The 18,869-nt window shown below is 68.8% G+C and carries 18 protein-coding genes and 1 pseudogene; 10 read left to right on the top strand and 9 right to left on the bottom strand.

Annotated features, from left to right (window positions below; translation table 11 throughout):
- Positions 1-215: 215 nt before the first annotated feature.
- Positions 216-365: a hypothetical protein gene (locus tag ON33_RS43700; protein ID WP_157184840.1), complete on the bottom strand. Its 150-nt coding sequence runs from the start codon at positions 363-365 to the stop codon at positions 216-218.
- A 186-nt stretch (positions 366-551) separates the two neighbouring features.
- On the bottom strand, positions 552-2,561 hold the full coding sequence (ftsH, locus tag ON33_RS32390; RefSeq protein WP_051153245.1) for an ATP-dependent zinc metalloprotease FtsH: 2,010 nt from the start codon (positions 2,559-2,561) through the stop codon (positions 552-554).
- 166 nt (positions 2,562-2,727) lie between these two features.
- On the opposite strand from ftsH, the gene ON33_RS32385 reads away from it, so the two are divergent.
- From ON33_RS32385 to ON33_RS32370, 4 genes are all read left to right on the top strand, one after another.
- Positions 2,728-3,621 carry an ABC transporter ATP-binding protein gene (locus ON33_RS32385; RefSeq protein WP_040862940.1) on the top strand — a complete coding sequence of 298 codons (894 nt, stop codon included), beginning with the start codon at positions 2,728-2,730 and terminating at the stop codon, positions 3,619-3,621.
- The gene (locus tag ON33_RS32380; RefSeq protein WP_040862939.1) at positions 3,621-4,415 is read left to right on the top strand and encodes an efflux permease Rv1217c-related protein; all 795 of its coding nucleotides are present in this window, start codon (positions 3,621-3,623) and stop codon (positions 4,413-4,415) included. The genes ON33_RS32385 and ON33_RS32380 overlap by 1 nt, the downstream gene beginning before the upstream one ends.
- A gap of 124 nt (positions 4,416-4,539) precedes the next feature.
- Positions 4,540-5,166, top strand: coding sequence for an AF_1327 family membrane protein (locus tag ON33_RS32375; protein WP_040862938.1), 627 nt, complete (start codon positions 4,540-4,542; stop codon positions 5,164-5,166).
- Positions 5,166-6,704 (top strand): hypothetical protein, encoded by a 1,539-nt coding sequence (locus ON33_RS32370; protein ID WP_051153243.1) that lies wholly within the window; start codon positions 5,166-5,168, stop codon positions 6,702-6,704. The genes ON33_RS32375 and ON33_RS32370 overlap by 1 nt, the downstream gene beginning before the upstream one ends.
- Before the next feature lie 41 nt (positions 6,705-6,745).
- On the opposite strand, the gene ON33_RS32365 is transcribed toward ON33_RS32370, so the two are convergent.
- Positions 6,746-8,050: a carotenoid oxygenase family protein gene (locus ON33_RS32365; RefSeq protein WP_040862937.1), complete on the bottom strand. Its 1,305-nt coding sequence runs from the start codon at positions 8,048-8,050 to the stop codon at positions 6,746-6,748.
- 120 nt (positions 8,051-8,170) lie between these two features.
- Between ON33_RS32365 and ON33_RS32360 the strand changes: the two genes are divergently transcribed.
- Complete coding sequence (locus tag ON33_RS32360) at positions 8,171-8,695, top strand: PadR family transcriptional regulator (protein WP_040862936.1); 525 nt, start codon at positions 8,171-8,173, stop codon at positions 8,693-8,695.
- 10 nt (positions 8,696-8,705) lie between these two features.
- Here the strand turns inward: ON33_RS32360 and ON33_RS32355 are convergent, their stop codons facing one another.
- Together ON33_RS32355 and ON33_RS32345 are read right to left on the bottom strand one after the other, a co-directional pair.
- Positions 8,706-9,737 carry an alpha/beta hydrolase gene (locus ON33_RS32355; RefSeq protein ID WP_373281076.1) on the bottom strand — a complete coding sequence of 344 codons (1,032 nt, stop codon included), beginning with the start codon at positions 9,735-9,737 and terminating at the stop codon, positions 8,706-8,708.
- Between the two features lie 205 nt (positions 9,738-9,942).
- Complete coding sequence (locus ON33_RS32345; RefSeq protein ID WP_040862934.1) at positions 9,943-10,350, bottom strand: hypothetical protein; 408 nt, start codon at positions 10,348-10,350, stop codon at positions 9,943-9,945.
- Positions 10,351-10,539: 189 nt separating this feature from the next.
- Between ON33_RS32345 and ON33_RS32340 the strand changes: the two genes are divergently transcribed.
- Positions 10,540-11,958 (top strand): amidase, encoded by a 1,419-nt coding sequence (locus ON33_RS32340; protein ID WP_040862933.1) that lies wholly within the window; start codon positions 10,540-10,542, stop codon positions 11,956-11,958.
- Between the two features lie 60 nt (positions 11,959-12,018).
- Here ON33_RS32340 and ON33_RS32335 read toward each other — a convergent pair whose 3' ends face one another.
- The 3 genes from ON33_RS32335 to ON33_RS44155 form a co-directional block, all read right to left on the bottom strand.
- Entirely contained in the window at positions 12,019-13,248 is a 1,230-nt protein-coding gene (locus ON33_RS32335) for a cytochrome P450 family protein (protein WP_040862932.1), read from the bottom strand.
- A gap of 10 nt (positions 13,249-13,258) precedes the next feature.
- Positions 13,259-14,380, bottom strand: a complete 1,122-nt coding sequence (locus tag ON33_RS32330) for a cytochrome P450 (RefSeq protein ID WP_373281075.1) — start codon at positions 14,378-14,380, stop codon at positions 13,259-13,261.
- Between the two features lie 272 nt (positions 14,381-14,652).
- Complete coding sequence (locus ON33_RS44155; RefSeq protein ID WP_157184839.1) at positions 14,653-16,155, bottom strand: serine/threonine-protein kinase; 1,503 nt, start codon at positions 16,153-16,155, stop codon at positions 14,653-14,655.
- A 273-nt stretch (positions 16,156-16,428) separates the two neighbouring features.
- Between ON33_RS44155 and ON33_RS32320 the strand changes: the two genes are divergently transcribed.
- A complete protein-coding gene (locus tag ON33_RS32320) occupies positions 16,429-16,872 on the top strand; it encodes a hypothetical protein (RefSeq protein ID WP_157184838.1) in 444 nt (147 codons plus the stop codon).
- Here ON33_RS32320 and ON33_RS44150 read toward each other — a convergent pair.
- Positions 16,869-16,991 carry a hypothetical protein gene (locus tag ON33_RS44150; protein ID WP_281033258.1) on the bottom strand — a complete coding sequence of 41 codons (123 nt, stop codon included), beginning with the start codon at positions 16,989-16,991 and terminating at the stop codon, positions 16,869-16,871. The two genes, ON33_RS32320 and ON33_RS44150, sit on opposite strands and share 4 nt — an antisense overlap.
- On the opposite strand from ON33_RS44150, the pseudogene ON33_RS40210 reads away from it, so the two are divergent.
- The 3 genes and pseudogenes from ON33_RS40210 to ON33_RS32305 all read left to right on the top strand — a co-directional run.
- Positions 16,951-17,251: pseudogene (locus ON33_RS40210) on the top strand (GntT/GntP/DsdX family permease); the annotation flags it as partial. The gene ON33_RS44150 and the pseudogene ON33_RS40210 sit on opposite strands and share 41 nt — an antisense overlap.
- Positions 17,251-17,787: a gluconokinase gene (locus ON33_RS32310; RefSeq protein WP_245550951.1), complete on the top strand. Its 537-nt coding sequence runs from the start codon at positions 17,251-17,253 to the stop codon at positions 17,785-17,787. The pseudogene ON33_RS40210 and the gene ON33_RS32310, both read left to right, overlap by 1 nt.
- Before the next feature lie 47 nt (positions 17,788-17,834).
- A complete protein-coding gene (locus ON33_RS32305) occupies positions 17,835-18,779 on the top strand; it encodes an extracellular catalytic domain type 1 short-chain-length polyhydroxyalkanoate depolymerase (protein WP_245550949.1) in 945 nt (314 codons plus the stop codon).
- Positions 18,780-18,869 lie beyond the last annotated feature (90 nt).

Here is an 18,869-nt window from a genome sequence, read left to right as displayed (position 1 = left end):
TCTTCCAGACCACGACTCACGACACTCGAGCGCCGGCGAAGCTCCTCGGTTGACGTGGCCAGGGCCATTTTCTGGAAGCGGTCCGGCAGCATGGCCACCGCGATGCGGGCCTCGAGCCGGGGCCAGTTGCGCGCCCAGGCACTGGTGGATGCCGAATCCGAAGGCCAGGTGACGGGTGCCCAGGTCGCTGCCGGGCGTCTCCCGGCGCATCTCGATCAGGTTGTCGAGGTAGTGCTGGAGCGCCGGTTGCCGGCGGCCTTCGCCTCCCGGCTCTGTGCGGAGACGAGTTCGGCCGACCATCGCTGGAAGTCGTCGCGGTCGGCGGCGGGGATGCCGAGCAGCTCGCAGATGATCGTGATAGGCAACGGGAACGCACTAATTCATCCGCGATGCCGCTGCCGCCGAGGTCATTTCGAACACCCGGATGTGAAGGCCGATCTGAATCTCAGAGGACGTCTGTCCTTCCGCCGGAAAGCAATTCGAGCGTGCTGGCCGGTCTCGATGCTGCCGTGCGGCCGGTACCCAGCGGCCCCGGTCGCCGGCCGCGGCGCCTACACCGGCGGGACGTTGGGCTCCGGCCGGGCCCGGCCGTTCGCACCGTGGGCCGCGGCGCGGGGATCGGACCTGCGGGGCGCGACGATGGCTGGCGGCATCGTGCCGGTCCGGTCGGTCGGTATCGGCACACCCACGAGTGAGTACACCTCGGTGCCGTCGACGGTTTCGTGATCCAGCAGCTGATCGACCAGTCGCTCCAGAGCGCCGCGGTGCGTCTCGATCAGATCCACCGCGCGGTGCTCGGCCTCGCGTACCAGGCGGGCGACGTCCGCGTCGATGGCGGCCTGGGTGGCTTCGGCGAACGGGCGGCTGGACAGTTCCGCACCGCCCCCGCCGAGGAACACCGAGCCGCCCCGCGGATATCCGACCGGGCCGAGCGCGGCCGAAAGACCGAATTCCCGAACCATCTTGATGGCCAATTCGGTGGCCTGGGCCAGATCGTTGGCCGCGCCGGTAGAGCCCTGCCCGAAGACGACGAGTTCCGCGGCCCGGCCGCCGAGCCGCACGGTCAGGGTATCGGTGAGGTAGCTCTCGGCGTAAAGATGGCGTTCGACCAGCGGCAGCTGTTCGGTGGTGCCGAGGGTCTGCCCGGCGGGCAGGATCGTCACCTTGGCCACCGGGTCGGCGTGCGCGGACAGCGCGGCAACCAGGGCATGCCCGGCCTCGTGCACCGCCACGGCGTATTTCTCGTCGGGGAGCAGCACATTCGACCCTTCGCGGCGGCCGAGCAGAATCCGGTCCCGGGCCGCGTCGAAGTCACCCGGACCGATGACGACGCGGTCGTCCCGGACGGCGCAGATCGCGGCCTCATTGGCCAGGTTGGCCAGATCCGCTCCCGAGAATCCGGGTGTGCCCCTGGCCACGACCTGCAGGTCGACCTCGGCGGCCAGATGCTTGCCGCGGCAGTGCACGGCCAGGATCGCCGCGCGTTCGGCGAGGGTTGGGAGCGGGATGGTGACCTGCCGGTCGAATCGCCCCGGGCGCAGCAGCGCCGGATCGAGCACTTCGGGCCGGTTGGTGGCCGCGAGCACCACGATGCCCACCGCGGGATCGAATCCGTCCATCTCCGAGAGCAATTGGTTCAGCGTCTGCTCACGTTCGTCATTGGAGACCATCGCCGAGGAGCCGCCCCGGCGTGAGCCGATGGCGTCGATCTCATCCACGAACACGATCGCCGGCGCACGTTTTCTGGCCTCGGCGAACAGATCTCGCACCCGTGCCGCGCCGACGCCGACGAACATCTCCACGAAGCTCGACCCCGCCACCGACAGGAACGGCACCGCGGCCTCCCCCGCGACCGCACGCGCCAGCAGCGTCTTTCCGGTGCCGGGCGGCCCGATCATGAGCACCCCGCGCGGAGCGACCGCGCCCGCCCGGCGGTAACGTTCCGGCGCCCGGAGGAAATCGACGACCTCGGTGATCTCGGCTTTGGGCCCGGTGTAGCCGGCGACATCGTCGAAAGTGGTGTCCGGGCGCTCGCTATCGAAGACTTTCGCCTTGGATTTGCCCACTCCCATCGCACCGCTCAGCTGGCTCGCCGCTCCGCGGCCCGCCCGCTGGAACCACCAGATCAGCAGCAGGAACGGTCCGAGGATCAATATCCAGGTCAGCAGTTGCGACCATCCCGACGTACCACTCGACGGCGGCGTCGCGGATACCGCGACACCCGCCTTCTCCAGCCGGTCCAGCAGCGCGGAACCGGCCTGGGGCGGGATCACGGTGGTGAACTCGTGCCCATTGGCCAGACTGCCCGTGGCATGACCGGACGTCTGGATGGTGATGGTTTTGATCTGGTGCGCGTCGATGTCGGACAGGAGCTGGCTGTAGGTGATGTCGTCCGGGGACGGAGCCGTGTTCCGCAGTCCGGGCACGAAACTCGACACGACGAGGCCCGCGAGCAGCACGGCCACCGGAATCAGCCACAGCCGCCACGACAGACGTCGTGGCGGCGCCGGCTTCGGCGGCGTCCGGTCACCGGGTGGCGGCGCCTCGGCTTGTCTGCTCATCCCGGACCGCCTTCCGAATCGTGTTTCCTTCACTCTGCAGGCCGGAGCGCTCGGGTCCCAAGGGCCGAACGGCCCACTGTTCCCGGCAACCGGACGATGACTTTCGGCATGCGGCCCGGTTCGTTGGACTCTTCGAGCCACGACATCGACGGCACATCCTGAACGCATGCCGCCGATGATCGCGATGCAGGGGCTGACCAAGTCCTATGGCCGGACCGCCGCACTGCTGGACGTCACCCTCGAGGTGCCGCCCGGGGTGATCTTCGGATACCTGGGACCCAACGGCGCGGGCAAGACCACGACTATCCGCATCCTCGCCGGGCTGATGCGCCCGACCCGCGGCACCGTGACCGTGGCAGGGGCGGACGTCGTACGAGCGCGATCCGCCGCACAACGCCATATCGGCTATCTCCCAGGGCAATTCGTGGCCTACCCGGACCTGACCGCCGAGCGGTACCTGAGCTACCTGGCCCGCCTGCGCGGCGATGTCGACCCTGCGGTGCTGCGCCGGCTCGCCGAACGTCTCGACCTGGACCTCACCACGCGGATCGGCGCGATGTCGCACGGCAACCGGCAGAAGGTCGGCATCGTGCAGGCCCTCATGACCGAGCCGGACGTTCTCGTCCTGGACGAACCGACCCAGGGACTGGATCCGTTGGTGCAACGCGAATTCCTGACCCTGCTGAGGGAGACTCGCGACGCCGGTCGCACGGTTTTCCTGTCCTCGCACGTGCTCTCCGAGGTACAGGCGGTGGCCGACACCGTCGCGATCCTGCGCCACGGGCGGCTCGTGGAGGTGCAGTCGGTGGCGGCACTGACCGCCCTGCCACTGCGTCGGCTGGAACTCAGGTTCGAATCCGCGCCACCGGATCCGGATCTCCTGCGCGCGGTCGGTGGCGTCCGGTCGGTCACCGCCGACCATCGGTCGATCCACGTCGAAGTCGACGGGTCGACGGCCGATCTCCTGAAGTACGTCGCACCGTTCGGGGTGACCGACATCGTCAGTCACGAACCCGATCTCGAGGACGTCTTCCTCACCTACTACGGACAGGAACGCTGATGTTCGGGACGGTGTATCTGAAGTGCCTGCGCGACGAGCGCCGCGGACTCATCGGCTGGAGTCTCGGCATCATCGCGCTGGTCCTGCTGGAATCGGCGCTGTGGCCGTCGATTTCGCACATATCCGGATTGCAGCAGATCCTGGACAACTATCCGGAGACACTGCGCGAGCTGTTCGCTGTCGACCAGTTCTCCTCCGGCGCCGGATTTCTGAACACCGAGCTGTACAGCATGCTGCTACCGATTCTGTTCCTGGTGTTCGCGGTGTCCCGCGGAGCCCGCGGGGTCGCCGGCGACGAGGAGAGCGGCGCCCTCGAAGTAGTGCTGGTCACCCGCGTGACACCGGTTCGACTGCTGCTGGAACAGGCAGCGGTCCTGCTCAGCGGTCTGGTAGTGCTGGGTGTCGTCCTTTTCGCCGCCGTGGTGGCGTGTGCGGCGATCTTCGGGATGCAGGTCGGCGTCGCCGCGGCCGCCACCGGATCCGTCGCAATGGTCGTTCTGGCCGCGCCCTTCGGAGGGCTGGCACTCGCCGTCGGCGCGGCCACGGGCCGTCGCCGGACCGCCCTCGCGGTCACGAGTGTGCTCGCCGTTGCCACCTATGTCCTGTACGCGGCCTCGAAAATGGTTGACGCCGTGCGCCCCTGGGGCCCGTGGTCACCGTTCCATCAAGCGCTCGGCGCCGGCCCACTGGGTACCGGCTTACGGCTGGGTTACCTCTGGCTCGCCCTCGCCGCGGTCGTGTTCGTTCTGGCCGCCGCTCCGGTTTTCGACCGGCGCGACATCACCGCGGTCTGAGAGGCCGCCGGAATCGCACGTTGCCGGAGCCGTCTCCGTAAACATCTCTCCGTTACAGGTTGACAACACAGGTTTATTTGTCACACACTCGCGAAGCTCTACGGTGATGAGGAAGGGGTCGGGGATGACCGATCACGCGCGGGCCGCACTCGAGCTGTTGCGCGACAGCAGCCAGTTCAAGTGGTACGTGATTCCGCTGCTACTGGTCGTCATCTACGTCTACGCGACCGAGGTCGAACGACGGAACTGGAACGTACTGTTCGCGGGTTTGGCGCTGTGGGGCATGGACTGGTTCAACGAGATCTGGAACTCGCTGGTCTTCCATGCCACCGGCCGGGCGCCGGTGTGGGGCGCGACCGGACCGACGGCGTATCAGATCCTCATCGGCCTCAATATCGAGATCTGCTTCATGTTCGCCATCATGGGCGTGGCCGCGGCGAAGATGCTGCCGTCCAAGGACGTTCGCATCCTGGGCCTGCCCAACCGGCCGGTGCTCATCGCGGCGAACTCCGCGGCCGCGGTCGGCGTGGAGGTGCTGCTGAACAAGGCGGGCGTACTGACCTGGGACTGGTCCTGGTGGCACGCCGGATTCCCGTATCTGATCTGGCTTTTCGGGTACGTGCCGTTCTTCGTCGCCTGCTTCTACGTGCACGACCTGAAGACGGTGCGGGCGAAAGCCATTGCCGTGGGGGCGATTCTGGGTATCGACGCCCTCGCCCTGATCATCTTCGGCGCCCTCGGGTGGTTGTGATGCGCGAACCCGCAGTACGCCACGGCGTGCTCGCCGCTGCCGCCGGACTCGCCCTCGCTTTGGCACAGCAACCGCAGCCCGCACACGCCGAACCGCCCGCGTGCACGCTGCTCGGCACCGTCGGAACGCCCGAGATGGGGGCGGACGAGACCACGGCCGGACTCGACGCGTTCCCAACGGCCACCGTCGCGCTGCCGGATCAGGTCTTCCTGCGGACCACCACGGAAACGTTCAATCGCCGCTGGTCCTTCGCCGTCCGCGACGGGTCCGTCTACGTGAAACAGGCAGCCGCGCAGGGCGGTTGGCGCACGCTGCCGCTGCCCGGGTGCATGGCGGGCCGGATCGCCGGGGTCTCGGCGGACGACGACGAGCTGATGGCCATCGACGCCGACGGCCGGTTCTTCACGATGGACCACATTCTCAGCGCGCCCGCGGACTGGAACTGGAGCAGCCGCTACGGCACCCCGCTGTGGACCGGTCCCGGCAACACGCTGCCGCCGGGCACGATCGACTGGACCTGGTCGGTGCTGTCGCCCAACGAGGATCACCTCTGGCGCGACACCGCCGGCAATGACCACAACGTCGGCGGCGCGAAGGTGTCCCACGTCTTCGCGCTCACCGACGACGGCCACCGCATCCACTATGTGGACCCGTGGCTGCCGCAGGACCACAGCTACGAGATGTCCACGCCCGCACAGGGCCGCTTCCGCGCGGTCGCACTGTCCACGAGCGGCTCGACCACGCTGGTGGTGAACCAGTACGGCGATCTCTACACGCGACTCTACGATTTCGACATCTCCGGCGCGGACAAGGTGTTCTTCCGCTACTCCTACGAGGACCAGCGTGGACGGCCCGCGGCGCCCGACATGCTCAGCGAGCGGGTCGACAACCACTACGCGGCGATCCAGCTGCCCGCCCCGGATTGGCTGCGCCAGCCCAAGATTCCCGGCCGGATCACCGACCGGGTATCGGTCCACAAGACCGGCATCGGCTCCGACGCCCGTGAATTGCGCGTGGAGGGCGCCGACAACGGGCGAACCGGCTACTGGATGAAGCAACTCACCGCCGACCGGTGGGATTTCGTCCCCACGGACCAGCCGCTGGCGGGCCGCCTCCTGGACAACACCACCACCGACCATTCGGCCGACGACACCGCGCCGGCATCGCCGTACACCTACTCGGGCCGCACCGCCGCGGGCGTGACCGCGCACATCGAATCCTTCGACATCGCCGTCTCCCCCACCCCACTGCGACTGGATTTCGCCGACGGCACCCGCCTCGACCTCATCCTGCACACCGTCGACGGGCTCCGCCAGACCGTCCAGCAGTCCGGAATCACCGATCAGCCCAGGACTTTCGACGGCACCATCGAGGTCCCGGCGGACACCCTGGCTACTCTCGCCGATCAGCCGGCCCCGATTCGCGAGTTCCTCCAGACCGTCCTGGCGGCACGCCGTTTCACCGATACCCCGGTCCGTGTCACCGCCGGCGAGTTCAGCATCGACGGCCTCGGACCGACGCTGTCGCGCACCCACTGAGCAACCGGTAAGAACCGCGAGATCGGCGGGGCGGGCACGGATCAGAGGTCGGGTAGCCAGTTGCCGTGGAAGCCGTAGGGGACGCGGCGGGGCAGATGGATGGTGGCCACCGGGGCGGCCGACAGATCGGCGGCGTCGAGGATGACCAGATCGCTGCGGTTCTCGGCGGTGTCGAAGACGTAGGTCATGAGATAGCCCGCGCCGCCCGGGGTTTCGTCAGCTGGAGCGAAGGAGGCTTCGGCGGGGAGGCGGCCGGGGGCGAAGGTGTGGGCGGTGCTCGTACCGGTGTGGAGGTCATAGCGCAGGAGCGCTCCGGCACCGCCGTCGGAGACCGACGCGTGGCCGTGGCGCGCGTTCAGGCCGGCGAGACGGTCGTCGATGCGGGGGAATTCGGCGACGCGGTCGTCGAGTTGCTCCTCCCGGACGGCACCACCGGCGAGGTCGATGGTCCAGCGCCACAGTGTCGCGCCCTCGTCGAATTCCCGGGAGTCCCTGCGCCACATGCTCGGATACCGCATGACGTGCAGCACGATCCGGCCCGCCTCCTCGTGCGCGTTGAGGGTGTGGAAGACGTAACAGGGCTCGATCGGGAACCAGCGCACGGCGCCGTGCGGGTCGTCGCGGCGCAGGACGCCCAGGCGGGCCTGATAGTCGTCGTTCCACAGGAACGGCATGCCCGCACCGGCCATGGCGGTCGGCAGGTCGAAAACCACCGGCAGGTCCATGAATACGACGTGATTCGCGGTGAGCGCGAAATCGTGGTGCATGGTCGCGGCCGGGACGTCGATCGGACGGCTGAGCTCGAGATTGCCCGCGGCGTCGGCGCGGTGATAGGTCAGGTAGGGCTCGAAGAAGTCGTAGCCGAAGAAGTGCAGTTCTCCCGTGACCGGGCAGGTCTTCGGGTGCGCGGTCATGGCGGTGGTGAGCTTGCCGTCGAAGTCGTGCGGACCCAGAGTGTCCAGCTCGCAGGTCAATTCGTACGGAAACGAGGATTCGACGAGCGCGAAGGTGCGTCCGGCGTGCCGGATGACGTGCGTATTCGCCACGCCCGCCGTGAAATCCCGCCGGCCCTCGGCGTCGATGCCACGGGCGCCGTCGGTGTAGGTGCTGGTGCGCACCCACCGGTTGCGGTACGACACCGCGCGCCCGTCCTCGACCCGCACGCCGTGCACCATGCCGTCGCCGAGGAACCAGTGCTTGGAGGCCGCGGCGTGCGGATTCGGGCCGTTGCGCAGGTACCAGCCGGTGAGTTCGGCGGGAATCGTTCCGGTGCAGGGCAATTCGTGTGTGGTGAGTTCGTCGGCGACCGGTGCGTAGTTGCCGGTGAGGTGGGGAGGTGTGGTCATGTTCGATACCTGCCTGCCGGAGGAGCCCGGCTCCTCGGCGTCTCGACATTCCAGTTCTGACATGTGCAAGCCTGAGCCTCCTGCCACGACATGTCAATACTGGAATGTAAGATAGGGCGCATGAGTCTCCGGTACGCCGTGCTCGGATTGCTGTCCGAGGGTCCCGCCAGTGGTTACGACCTGCTGCGGACCTTCAAGTACTCGCTGGCCAACGTCTGGCCCGCGACGCAGAGCCAGATCTATACCGAGCTCACCAAACTTGCCGACACCGGATTCATCGCGGTCAGCGACGAAGGCCCGCGCGGCCGCAAGGAATACACCATCACCCCCACCGGGCTCGATGACCTGCGCACCTGGCTCACCACCACCCAGCCGAAACAGGTCACCCGCAATGACACGCTGCTGCGCGTGTTCTTCCTCGGCCTGCTGCCGCCCGCGCAGGCCCGCGCCTACCTGGCCGGGATCGAGGAGCGCGCCGCACGCGCACACGACGAACTGGGCGACCTCGAGCAGAGCATCGAGTGGACCGACAGCGGCCTGTCCCGCTACGGCCACCTCGCGCTGGAGTACGGCGCCCGGGCCACCGCCATGAACCGGGACTGGGCCCGATGGGCGCTGGAACAGCTACCGCCGGACCAGGATTGACGGGGTCGCGCTACAGCCCGAGCCCACGCGCCAGTACCGGCCAGGAGGCGGGCAGCTCGTCGTCCCAGTAGCCCCACGAGTGGGTGCCGTACGGGTGCAGTTCGACGGTCGCCGGGATTCCGAGGTCGGCGAGCCGGTCGGCCATGGCGTGTGTGCACTGGTCGACCGCGGCCTCGAGGATCCCGCCCACCAGGATCTGGTTCGCGAGACTGTCTCCGGCACCGGCGAAATGGCGGTCCCCGGCCTTGTCGTGCGGGCCGGGCATGCCATTGCCGCTGGACAGGTACAGGTCCAGCCCACGCAGCGCGTCGGCGTGCAGGTAGGGGTCGTTGGCCGCCCACATCGGGTCGCCGGGCCCGCCGTACATATTGTCCGCGTCGCCGCCGCCGAAGGCGACCGTGATGTGGACGAACGCCTGGCCGACCGGATCGGCGATGCGGGCGCAGCCGCTGTAGGCGGCCACCGAGCGGTACAGGCCCGGCTTGGCGATCGGCAGTTGCAGCACCGAGGTGCCCGACATGGACACGCCGACCAGACCGTTGCGGCCATTGGCGCCCAGCGCGGCGTCGATGAGCGGGGGCAGCTCCTCGGTGAGGTAGGTGGTCCACTTCATGACCCCCAGCCGTGGGTCCGGGCTGCGCCAGTCGGCGTAATACGACGCCGCCCCGCCGATGGGCTGCACGACATTGACGTCCTTGTCGGCCAGGAAGTCGAAGGCATTGGTGCGGTGATCCCAGGAGGCCGCACCGATGCCGCCACTGCCGCCACTGAGCATGTAGAGCACCGGGCGCGGTGCGGACCGATCGGCGGGCAGCTGCACGTCCACCGGGAAATCGAGGTTCATGGCCGCGGAGTGCACGGTGAGCTGGAGGTGCCGATCGTCCACATGCAGGGTGGAGACAATGGTCGAACCGTCGGGCGCCATCGGCGCGGCTCCCGGATCGGCGGGCGTCATCACGCCCGGTTCGGCGCGAGCCGCCGGATCGAAGGGCGTCGTGGACAGCGAGACGAGGCCCGCCGCCATTACTGCCACGCTGCACATGATCGAGCGGTATCGCACGTCCGGGTCCTGGTTCTCGTATGCCGCCGGACGGCATACGACCGGGCGACTGCTGTGTTCCGACGGCGACGGCCGTCCGCGGCCCGACAGGATGCTCATCGGGCGCGCGGCGGCGAGTCTGGCAGCCGCTGTCTAACGGCAGGTTTCCGGATGCTGTCGAACAGACGAAGCTTGCATACCGAGGATTTCAGCCGAGGGTGAGCAGCTTCGCGGTCCCGGACACGACGGTCTGGCTCTGGTCGACCAGGGCGGCCCGGACCTGCACCGCGGCGCCCGAGGCCAGCGGCGTCTCGCCGGCCACCGTGGTGAGCATGATGGTCGCGGCGTGCTGGGAGCCGTCGCAGGTGAACGAGTTCTGTGTGCCGGTGGCGGCGGGCCGGTCCGCGTTCGGATCACCGACCATGGCCATGATCCCGGCGACGCCCGCGGACGCCTCGCACGTGTAGTCGATGCTGATCGACCCGGGCCCTGCCGCGTCGACGGAGATGGAGTTCGCGGCCAGCGCGGGCGCCGCGGTGAGCAGCACCCCCGCGCCGAGGGCCGCGATGGCGGTGACTGTGACGGTGGAGCGGTTCCGATTACGGAAGATGACCATAGGTTTCGTTCCTCCTGTGTGACGGATCTGGATCGCAGAGCACACGCGGAAAGACGCACAGCCAGTATCGCGCAACCGTGGGCCGGCCTCCGACCCGGGTGTGGCGGCACGCCGGAAGGGTCGAGGATTCGGGCCGCGGACGTCACTATGGGAGCCGAGGCACTCGCATCCGGATCATGAGGAGCGCCGGTGGATTCCGACATCTGTTACGCGTCCGCGCGGGAACTGGCCGGCTGGCTGCGCACCCGCACAATCTCGGCCGTCGAGGTGGTGCGCACCCATCTGGAACGGATCGAACGCATCAATCCCAAGGTCAACGCCATCATCACGCTGGCCGGCGAGCAGGCGCTCGACGCGGCCCGTGACGCCGATCGCCGGGTGGCGGCGGGCGAAGTGCCGGGTCCGCTACACGGAATCCCGATGGCGCACAAGGACACCCACGACACCGCCGGCCTGCGCACCACCTACGGCAGCCCGTTGCTGGCGCAGCACGTGCCCGACCACGACGAGCTACTGATCGAGCGGCTGCGGGCAGCGGGAGTCATCACCCTGGGCAAAACCAATGTGCCGGAGTTCGCGGCGGGCTCGCACACCGTGAATCCGCTCTTCGGCGCCACCCGCAATCCCTACGATCTCGGCAAATCCGCGGGCGGCAGCAGCGGCGGCGCGGCCGCGGCACTCGCGTGCGGACTGCAACCGCTGGCCGACGGCAGCGATATGGGCGGGTCGCTGCGCAATCCGGCCTCCTTCTGCAATGTGGTCGGGTTCCGGCCGTCGCCCGGCCGGGTGCCGACCTGGCCGGACCCGTACGCGTGGGGCACGCTGGCCGTGCAGGGGCCGATGGCGCGCACGGTGGCCGATGCGGCGCTGCTGCTATCGGTGCTGGCGGGCCCGGATCCGCGCAGTCCCATCTCGCTGGCCGAACCCGGGGCGCTCTTCACCGGATCCCTGGACCGCGAACTGCGCGGGCTGCGGGTGGCGTGGTCGCCGGACCTGGGCGGCTCGGTGCCGGTCGATCGGGCTGTGCGGGAGGTCCTCGAACCCGCTGTCCGGGTGTTCTCCGAGCTCGGCGCGGTCGTCACCGAGGATTGCCCGGATCTGTCGGGGGCGGAACAGGTTTTCCGGACACTGCGCGCGTGGCAGTTCGCGCTGGCGCTGGAACCGCTGCTGGCGCACCGGGATCGGGTCGAGCCGTCGCTGGTGTGGAATATCGAGCAGGGGCTGGCGCTGAGCGGGCACGACATCGCCGAAGCCGAAGTGCTGCACACGATGCTGTTCCATCGGATGCGGGAATTCTTCGAGCGCTACGACGTCCTGTTGCTGCCGGTGAGCCAGGTACCACCGTTCGATATCGATCTCGAATACCCGGACACGGTGGCCGGTGAGCCGATGCACACCTATCTGGATTGGATGCGGTCGGCCTACTTCATCAGTGCCACCGGGTGTCCGGCCCTGTCGGTGCCCGCCGGATTCACCACCGCCTGGCTGCCGGTGGGTTTGCAGATCGTCGGCCCGCATCGCGCCGACCGCCTGGTGCTGGAGGTCGGCCACGCCTTCGAGCAGGCCACCGGATTCGGCACCGTGCGGCCGCCCATCGCCGCGGGCTGAGTCGGCGGGGACGAGCCGTGTGCGCGGGCCGGAGACCTCTCCGGCCCGCGACGGTGACGACTACTCGCCGTCCAGCCGCACCGGCAGGCTGGCGTGCCCGTTGGAGATGAAGCTGCCCAGCGGCTTCAATTCGGTTGCGTCCGTGGCCAGCCGGAGGTTCGGGAAGCGCTCGAACAGGGCGGGCAGCGCGATGGCGGCCTCCAGCCGGGCCAGCGGCGCGCCCAGGCAGTGGTGAGCGCCGTAGCCGAAGGCGACGTGCTGGTCTTTGGTGTCGCGGGTGATGTCGAAGCTGTCGGCGGTCGCACCGTGGATCCGCGGGTCGCGGCTGGCGCCCGCGTAGGAGGCCAGGATGGCCTCGCCCTTGGGGATGGTGATGCCGTCGATCTCGATGTCCTCCACCGCGTATCGCAGCGGCAGGTGCGCCACCGGCGACTGGTAGCGCAGGGTCTCCTCGATGACGTCGTTCCACGACGCCTGCTCGGCGACGACCGCGGCCAGCTGCTCGGGGTGGGTGAGCAGCGCGACAATGGCCTGTCCGAGCAGGTTCACGGTGGTCTCGTGCCCGGCATTGATGACGAGCATGAGGGTTTCGACGAGTTCCTTGTCGGCCAGCTGCGAGCCGTCCTCGTCGTCGCGGGCCGCGATCATGGCGGTGGTGATGTCGTCGCCCGGGTTGTCGCGGCGGTAGGCGACGAGTTCGCCCACCCGCTCGTACATTTCGAGGAAGTTGGCCATGGACTCCTCGGCGGTCAGAGACCCGTCGAAGAAGCCGTCGACGCACTTGTGGATGGCGGCGTCGAGATGCTCGGGCACGCCCATGAGCCCGCTGATCACACGGATCGGCACCGGGTAGGCGTAGAGCGAGCGCAGGTCGGCGACCGAGCCGGCCGGGAGCGCGGCCAGCTCGTCGAGCAGTTCGGCGACGATGGCCTCGATGCGTTCACGCATGGCGGTGGTGCGGCGGTGAGTGAAGGCCGGGGACACCAGCTTTCGCAGCCGGCGGTGGTCGGCGCCGTAGGCGGTGAACATGTTCTCCACGGCCACCCAGGGCAGCAGCGGCCAGGCCTCGGTGATCTCGCCGTTGATGAACGCCGACCAGTGCTGACGCGGATCCTTGGAGACCCGGGCATCGGCGAGCAGGGTCTTGAGCACGGCCTGGTCGGTCACCGACCAGGCCGGCACGCCGCCGGGCAGCTCGACCAACGTGATCGGGCCCTGCGCGCGAATCCGGGCGGACTCGCCCTGGATGTCGGTGCCGGTGACATCCAGCACGATCGGGCTCTGGGACATGGAGCGCTCCTTACACCGCGCGCAGCGCGGGACTGATCGGAAATTCGACCGGCAGTGCCACCATGGCGCGGTGGAACGGACCGGGACGCCAGGAGATGTCGTGTTTCGGGACGGCGAGCGTGAGGTCGGGCAGCGCGTCCAGCAGCTCGTCGATCGCGGTCTGCGCGACCAGGTAGGCCACCGATCGGGCGGGGCAGGCGTGCGGTCCGGCGCCCCAGGCCAGATGCGATCGGTTGCCGGTGCGGTCGCCGCCCGCGATCTCGGGATCGTTGTTGCAGCCGGCGAAGCTGATCAGGACCGGCTGGTGGGCGGGTAGCCACGTGGTGTCGATGAGGATGGGCTGCCGCGGATAGCTCATGGCGAAGTTGGCCATGGGCGGGTCGTTGAAGAGCACCTCGTCGAGCGCGTCGCGGGTGGAGAGGCTGCCGCCCAGCATGTCTCCGCCGAAACGGTCGTCGGTGAGCATGAGCAGCAGCGTGTTGCTGATCAGGTTCTGCATGGGCTCGATGCCCGCGCCGTAGAAGCTGACCAGCTGGTACAGCATCTCCTCGTCATTGAGCCCCGCCGGGTGGTGGGCCATGCGCGAGGTGACGTCGTCGCCGGGCTCGGCGCGGCGCATGGCGATGAGTTCCATCAGCGCCTCGCCGAGGGTCTGCATGCCCCACGCGGCATTGACGGTGTCGAACAGCGCGGCCATGCCGGTGGCCACCCGCTGGCCGATATCCGCTGAGCAGCCCACCAATTGGTTGAGCACCTCGAACACCAGCGGCAGCGCGAACTGCGACACCAGATCGGCGCTGCCCTCGGCGGCCAGGCCCGCGATGAGCGGTCCCGCGATCTGCTCGACGGTGGCGTGCACGGCGTGCAGGTCGATGCCGTCGATACTGGCGGTGTACGCCTGCCGGTAGCGGGTGTGCTCGGCGCCCGCGTTGCGCAACGCGTTAGGGTACCACTGCATCATCGGCCGGATGGGTGAATCCTCGGAGATGCTGTCCTGCCAGATCCGCGGATCGGCCGGAAAATGCTCGGGATCATTGAGGATTCGCAGCGCGGTCCGGTAGTTCACGACCAGGGTCGCGGGCACCCCCGGGGCCAGTTCGACCGGCACCATGGAGCCGTGCCGGCGGCGCATCTCGCGATACGCTCGGTGCGGGTCGGCCGCGAATTCCGGTGTCCCCAACAGAATCCGGGGCTCTTCCACCCCGACGGCCGATTCTCCGCGTACCGGGCATCCCCCAGCCCCCGAGACCCCACCCCACGATCCTGTCGACTCCAAGTCCGAAACTCCCTACCGACGAACGACTTTCACCGGACCCACCGAGTCATCCCCGATCGAGTCAACGCTTCGCACCCTAGCAGCCCGTCAGCACACCCACCCCTTTTGTGAAACAGCAACTGCCAGTGCTACTCCTCGACAATGGAGGTGATCAGGGTCCGGCTGCCGACGGTTCGCGTGGTGACGGTCTGGGTGAAAACGTCCTGAAGTTCACCGGGACGCTGCTGGGCGACCTTCACCGCCCAGTGGTCGTCGTCGGCCGCGGCGATCCGGCTGACCTGCACGCAGTAGCGGGTGCCGATGGGCAGGGAGTCGATGCCGCTCTGGATCTTGGCCGCGTCCGCGACATTGGCCGCGTCCCCGGCCACGAATTCCCGTGCGACGCTGCCGGAGCGGAGCACGTAGTAGGCGTACTCGAAGGCGAGAACGGCGTCCGGGCCACTGCCGATGCCACCCGGATCGGTGCCGGTCACCCCGTCCGGGGTGCGGCGGGACTGGCAGCCGTCGGCGGCCGCGCCCGCGCCGGCGGAGGCGCTGATGGTGGTGGGGACGGCGCTGGCGCTGCGGCGGGTGGGCACGGGCGCGGTGGAGCTGGTCGGGGTCCCGGCCGCACTGTGCGAGCCGGAATCGGCGAGCGTGGTCAGAAGGCCGACGGCCGCGGCGGCGGCGCCGGCCAGCAGCGCCACGGCCAGGAACACCAGCAGCGTGCGCGAACGGCTCCCTTGTCGCGACGAGGGAATCGCCTTGTGACTGTGCGTCTCCCGTGGTGGCGGAACCGCAACCTTGGGCCGCGCCCCGGCGATCGCCTCGTTCACCGCGGCCGACAGCTCGGTGCAGGTGGCGAATCGGGCCCGCGGATTCTTCGCCATGGCCCGGGCCAGCACCGGGTCCAAGGCGGCGGGCAGCGCCGGATTCCGTTCCCGCACCGAGGGCACGGGCGCCTTGACGTGCCGGTAGATCAGCCGGGGCAGATCGGTGTCGGCAAACGGCGGTGCGCCGGTGAGCATTTCGAACAGGGTGCAGCCGAGGGAGTAGACGTCGGCGCGCCGGTCGACCCGGGCCTCGCCGTTGAAGCGCTCCGGCGCAGTGTACTGGAAACTGGCCACCACCTCGCCGTTCTCGGTGATGCCGCGCACCTCGTGCCGGGACTCGGCGATGCCGAAGTCGGTGAGCAGCGCCCACTCTCGCGGCTGCGCGGTGAGCAGGATATTGGCCGGCTTGACGTCACGGTGCAGCACACCCGCCTCGTGGGCGTAGTCGAGTGCGCGCGCCAGGTCCGCGGTGATGGCGGCCGCACGACCGAGCTCCAGCGGTCCGTCGAGGAGTTCGGCGGCCAGGTCGGAGCCGTCGACGTAGGCCATGGCCAGCCACAGCTGTCCCTGTTCCTCGCCGCGCGCGTAGATGGTGACGATGTTCGGATGCGACAGCCGGGCAATGATGTTCGCCTCGCGCAGGAAGCGCTGCCGGGTCTCGTCGTCATCGCTGGCCACGCGGTTGAGCAGCTTCAATGCGACGAACCTGGGTAGGTCCCGGTCCCGGGCCAGGTACACCTCGCCCATTCCACCGGCACCCAGTAGTCGCTCGACCCGATATCCGGCGAAGACCACGCCGGTTCGGAGCTGCTCAGCCAACCAAATCCTCCCGATCTACCTGCACCGCAGACAATACCGGGCACCCGGGGCCGAGTCCGCTGCCCGCCCCGACCGGTTCCACGGCCCGCCCCAACCGGTTTCCAGCCCCGGCATGGTGCCCGAAATGGGGGTATTCGGGCTGTGCCGATTGGATAGGCTGGAGGAGAACGGCTTCCGCGCGCAACGGGGCGAGTCGTCGGGGGTCGTCTCGGGGCCGGATGGCGGGAGCCGGGCTGTGCGGTCGCGGAATTCGGCCGGCCGGAAGGACATCCGATGATGAGGACTGTACGGATGCTGGCGGGGGTGATCGCGGCGGCCGGACTCGCGCTGGGCGGCGGCGTGGGTGCGCCCCCGGCACAGGCGGATTGGCTGCCGCAGTGGGCGCCGTTCGGCACCACCGTGTTCACTTTCGGGGACGCGAACTTCTGCGCGGGGCAGATCGCGGTCGGTCTGGAGGCCGCGCACGGCATGCCCGGCCATGTGACCGCGCACGTGACGCCACTGGGGTATCTGAGCGGGCCGTGCGGTAATCACATCGTGCTGGGCTGGCTGGGGTCCGCGGGCGGCGGATCACGGGACGTGTACGTCCACACCGGTGCGGGTCCGGGTGAGACGCAGACCGTCGACCTGTGGGTCGGGATGGGTGTGGCCAAGCTGTTCGCCAACAGCTGGCCGTTGCAGGGCCCGTGGGCGGAGTGGTACCTGATCGTGCCCTAGCCGCGGCGTGATGCGCCCAGCAGGGCCTGCGGATTGGCCAGGGTCGGCATGAGCTCGTGTTCGGTTCTCCCGTTCTCGGCAGCGCTGATCCGGGTCGCCACCAGCTCGGCGACCGTCACGGCGATGACGGCGTCGGGGCATTCTGGCCCCGGTCGCGGCCGGGCAAGGTACCTCTCACGTGGCGCTCATGGTGCTGGCGATCGGATCGGGTGCGCTGTTCCTGTCGCAGGTCGATGACGCCGGATTCTGGATGGTCAAGGAGTATCTACGCCTGGACGTCGTGCAGACGCTGAAATCGTGGAGCCTCATGGAATGTGTGATCTCACTGGCCGGGCCGGCGGGCGTCCTCGCCCTGAGCGCGATCGTCCGGGAGCGATGATGGCAATCCCCGAGCGACCGCAGATCGTGGTGCTCATGGGCGTCTCCGGATCCGGGAAATCCACGGTCGCGGGCATGCTGGTGAGCAGCCTGGGCTGGGATCTCCTGGAGGGCGACGACCTGCACCCGCCGGCCAATATCGCGAAGATGGCGGCGGGCCACGCGCTCACCGACGCCGATCGGGAGTCGTGGCTGGCCGCCATCGCGGCCTGGATGTCCGAGGAGTACACGGCCGGCCGCTCGGCCATCGTCACCTGCTCGGCGCTGAAGCGCTCGTACCGGGACGTGCTGCGCCGCAGCCTCGCCGGGCGCCCCGGCGCGGTACTGACCTTCCTGCATCTCACCGGATCGCGGGAGGAGTTGCAGCGCCGCCTCACCGCGCGCATGGACCATTTCATGCCGCCGGATCTGCTCGATTCCCAGCTCGGCACGCTGGAGCCGCCGGGCCCCGACGAGCACATCGTCAGCATCGAAATCGGGCCTCCGCCACACGAAGTCGCCGGCGCGGCGCTGGCCGCCATCCGGGCTCACAGCTGATCCGAAGCTTCAGCTCAGCTTCAGGCTGCGTCTCTACGATTTCCCCCGTGAACGCACCGAGATTCGCCGCCGCGATCCTGCTGTCCACCGCATTCATGGCCGCCGGGTGCGGGCACCCGCAGGCCCGCGCCGCCGGCGATACCACCGTCACCCTCGAATACGGCGGACTGCAGCGGCAATACATCATCCACTACCCCGCCAACCGACCCCAGGGCCTGGCGCCCGCCGTGCTCGCCTTTCACGGCGGCGGCGGCAAGGCCGAGAACATGGCCGATTCCTTCGGCTTCGACAAGGCCTCCGACGCCGACGGTTTCATCGCCGTCTATCCGAACGGCTATGAGAAGTCCTGGAACGACGGCCGCGGCGATGACACCAACGCCAGCGCCGCCGATATCGACGACGTGGGTTTCGTTGCGGCCGTGATCGACCGGATCATCGCGAACGACTCCGTCGATCCCGCCCGCGTCTACGCCACCGGCATGTCCAACGGCGGCATGTTCACCGAGGACCTCGGCTGCCGGCTGTCCGGCAAGCTGGCCGCCATCGCCCCGGTGGCGGGCCCGCTCCCCCAGGCCGACGTATCCGCCTGCACCCCAGCTCATTCCCTGCCGGTGCTCGAGATCCACGGCATCTCCGATCCGATCGTCCCGTATGGCGGTGGCGTCGTACGCGTCACCTCCGGCCACCACGGACCGGGTTCGAGCCCGGTGCTCTCGGTCGACGCCACCCAGCAGCTGTGGCGGGAGAAGAACTCCTGTGACGCGGCCACCACGACCACGCTCCCGCAGCGCACCGACGACGGCACCACGGTCACCCTGCGGTCCTCCGACTGCGCGAACGGCGCCAAGGTTCAGCTCTATTCGGTCGCCGAGGGCGGTCACACCTGGCCGGACGGGCCGCAATACCTGCCGCAGGCGATTGTCGGCAAGGTCACCCACCAGTTCGACGCCACCGACGTGATCTGGCAGTTCTTCTCTCAGTACCACGCGTAACCGCACTCGCAGTCCCCGCATTGCCGCCAGGTGAACACGGGACGACCAGGCCGGACCGGTACCGTGGGCCAATGGCCGCCTCACAGTTTG

This window comes from Nocardia niigatensis NBRC 100131 (assembly GCF_000308655.1).
Lineage (GTDB): Bacteria > Actinomycetota > Actinomycetes > Mycobacteriales > Mycobacteriaceae > Nocardia > Nocardia niigatensis.
Note: the sequence above shows the minus strand (reverse complement) of the source record. Positions and strands in the feature narration are given on the sequence as shown.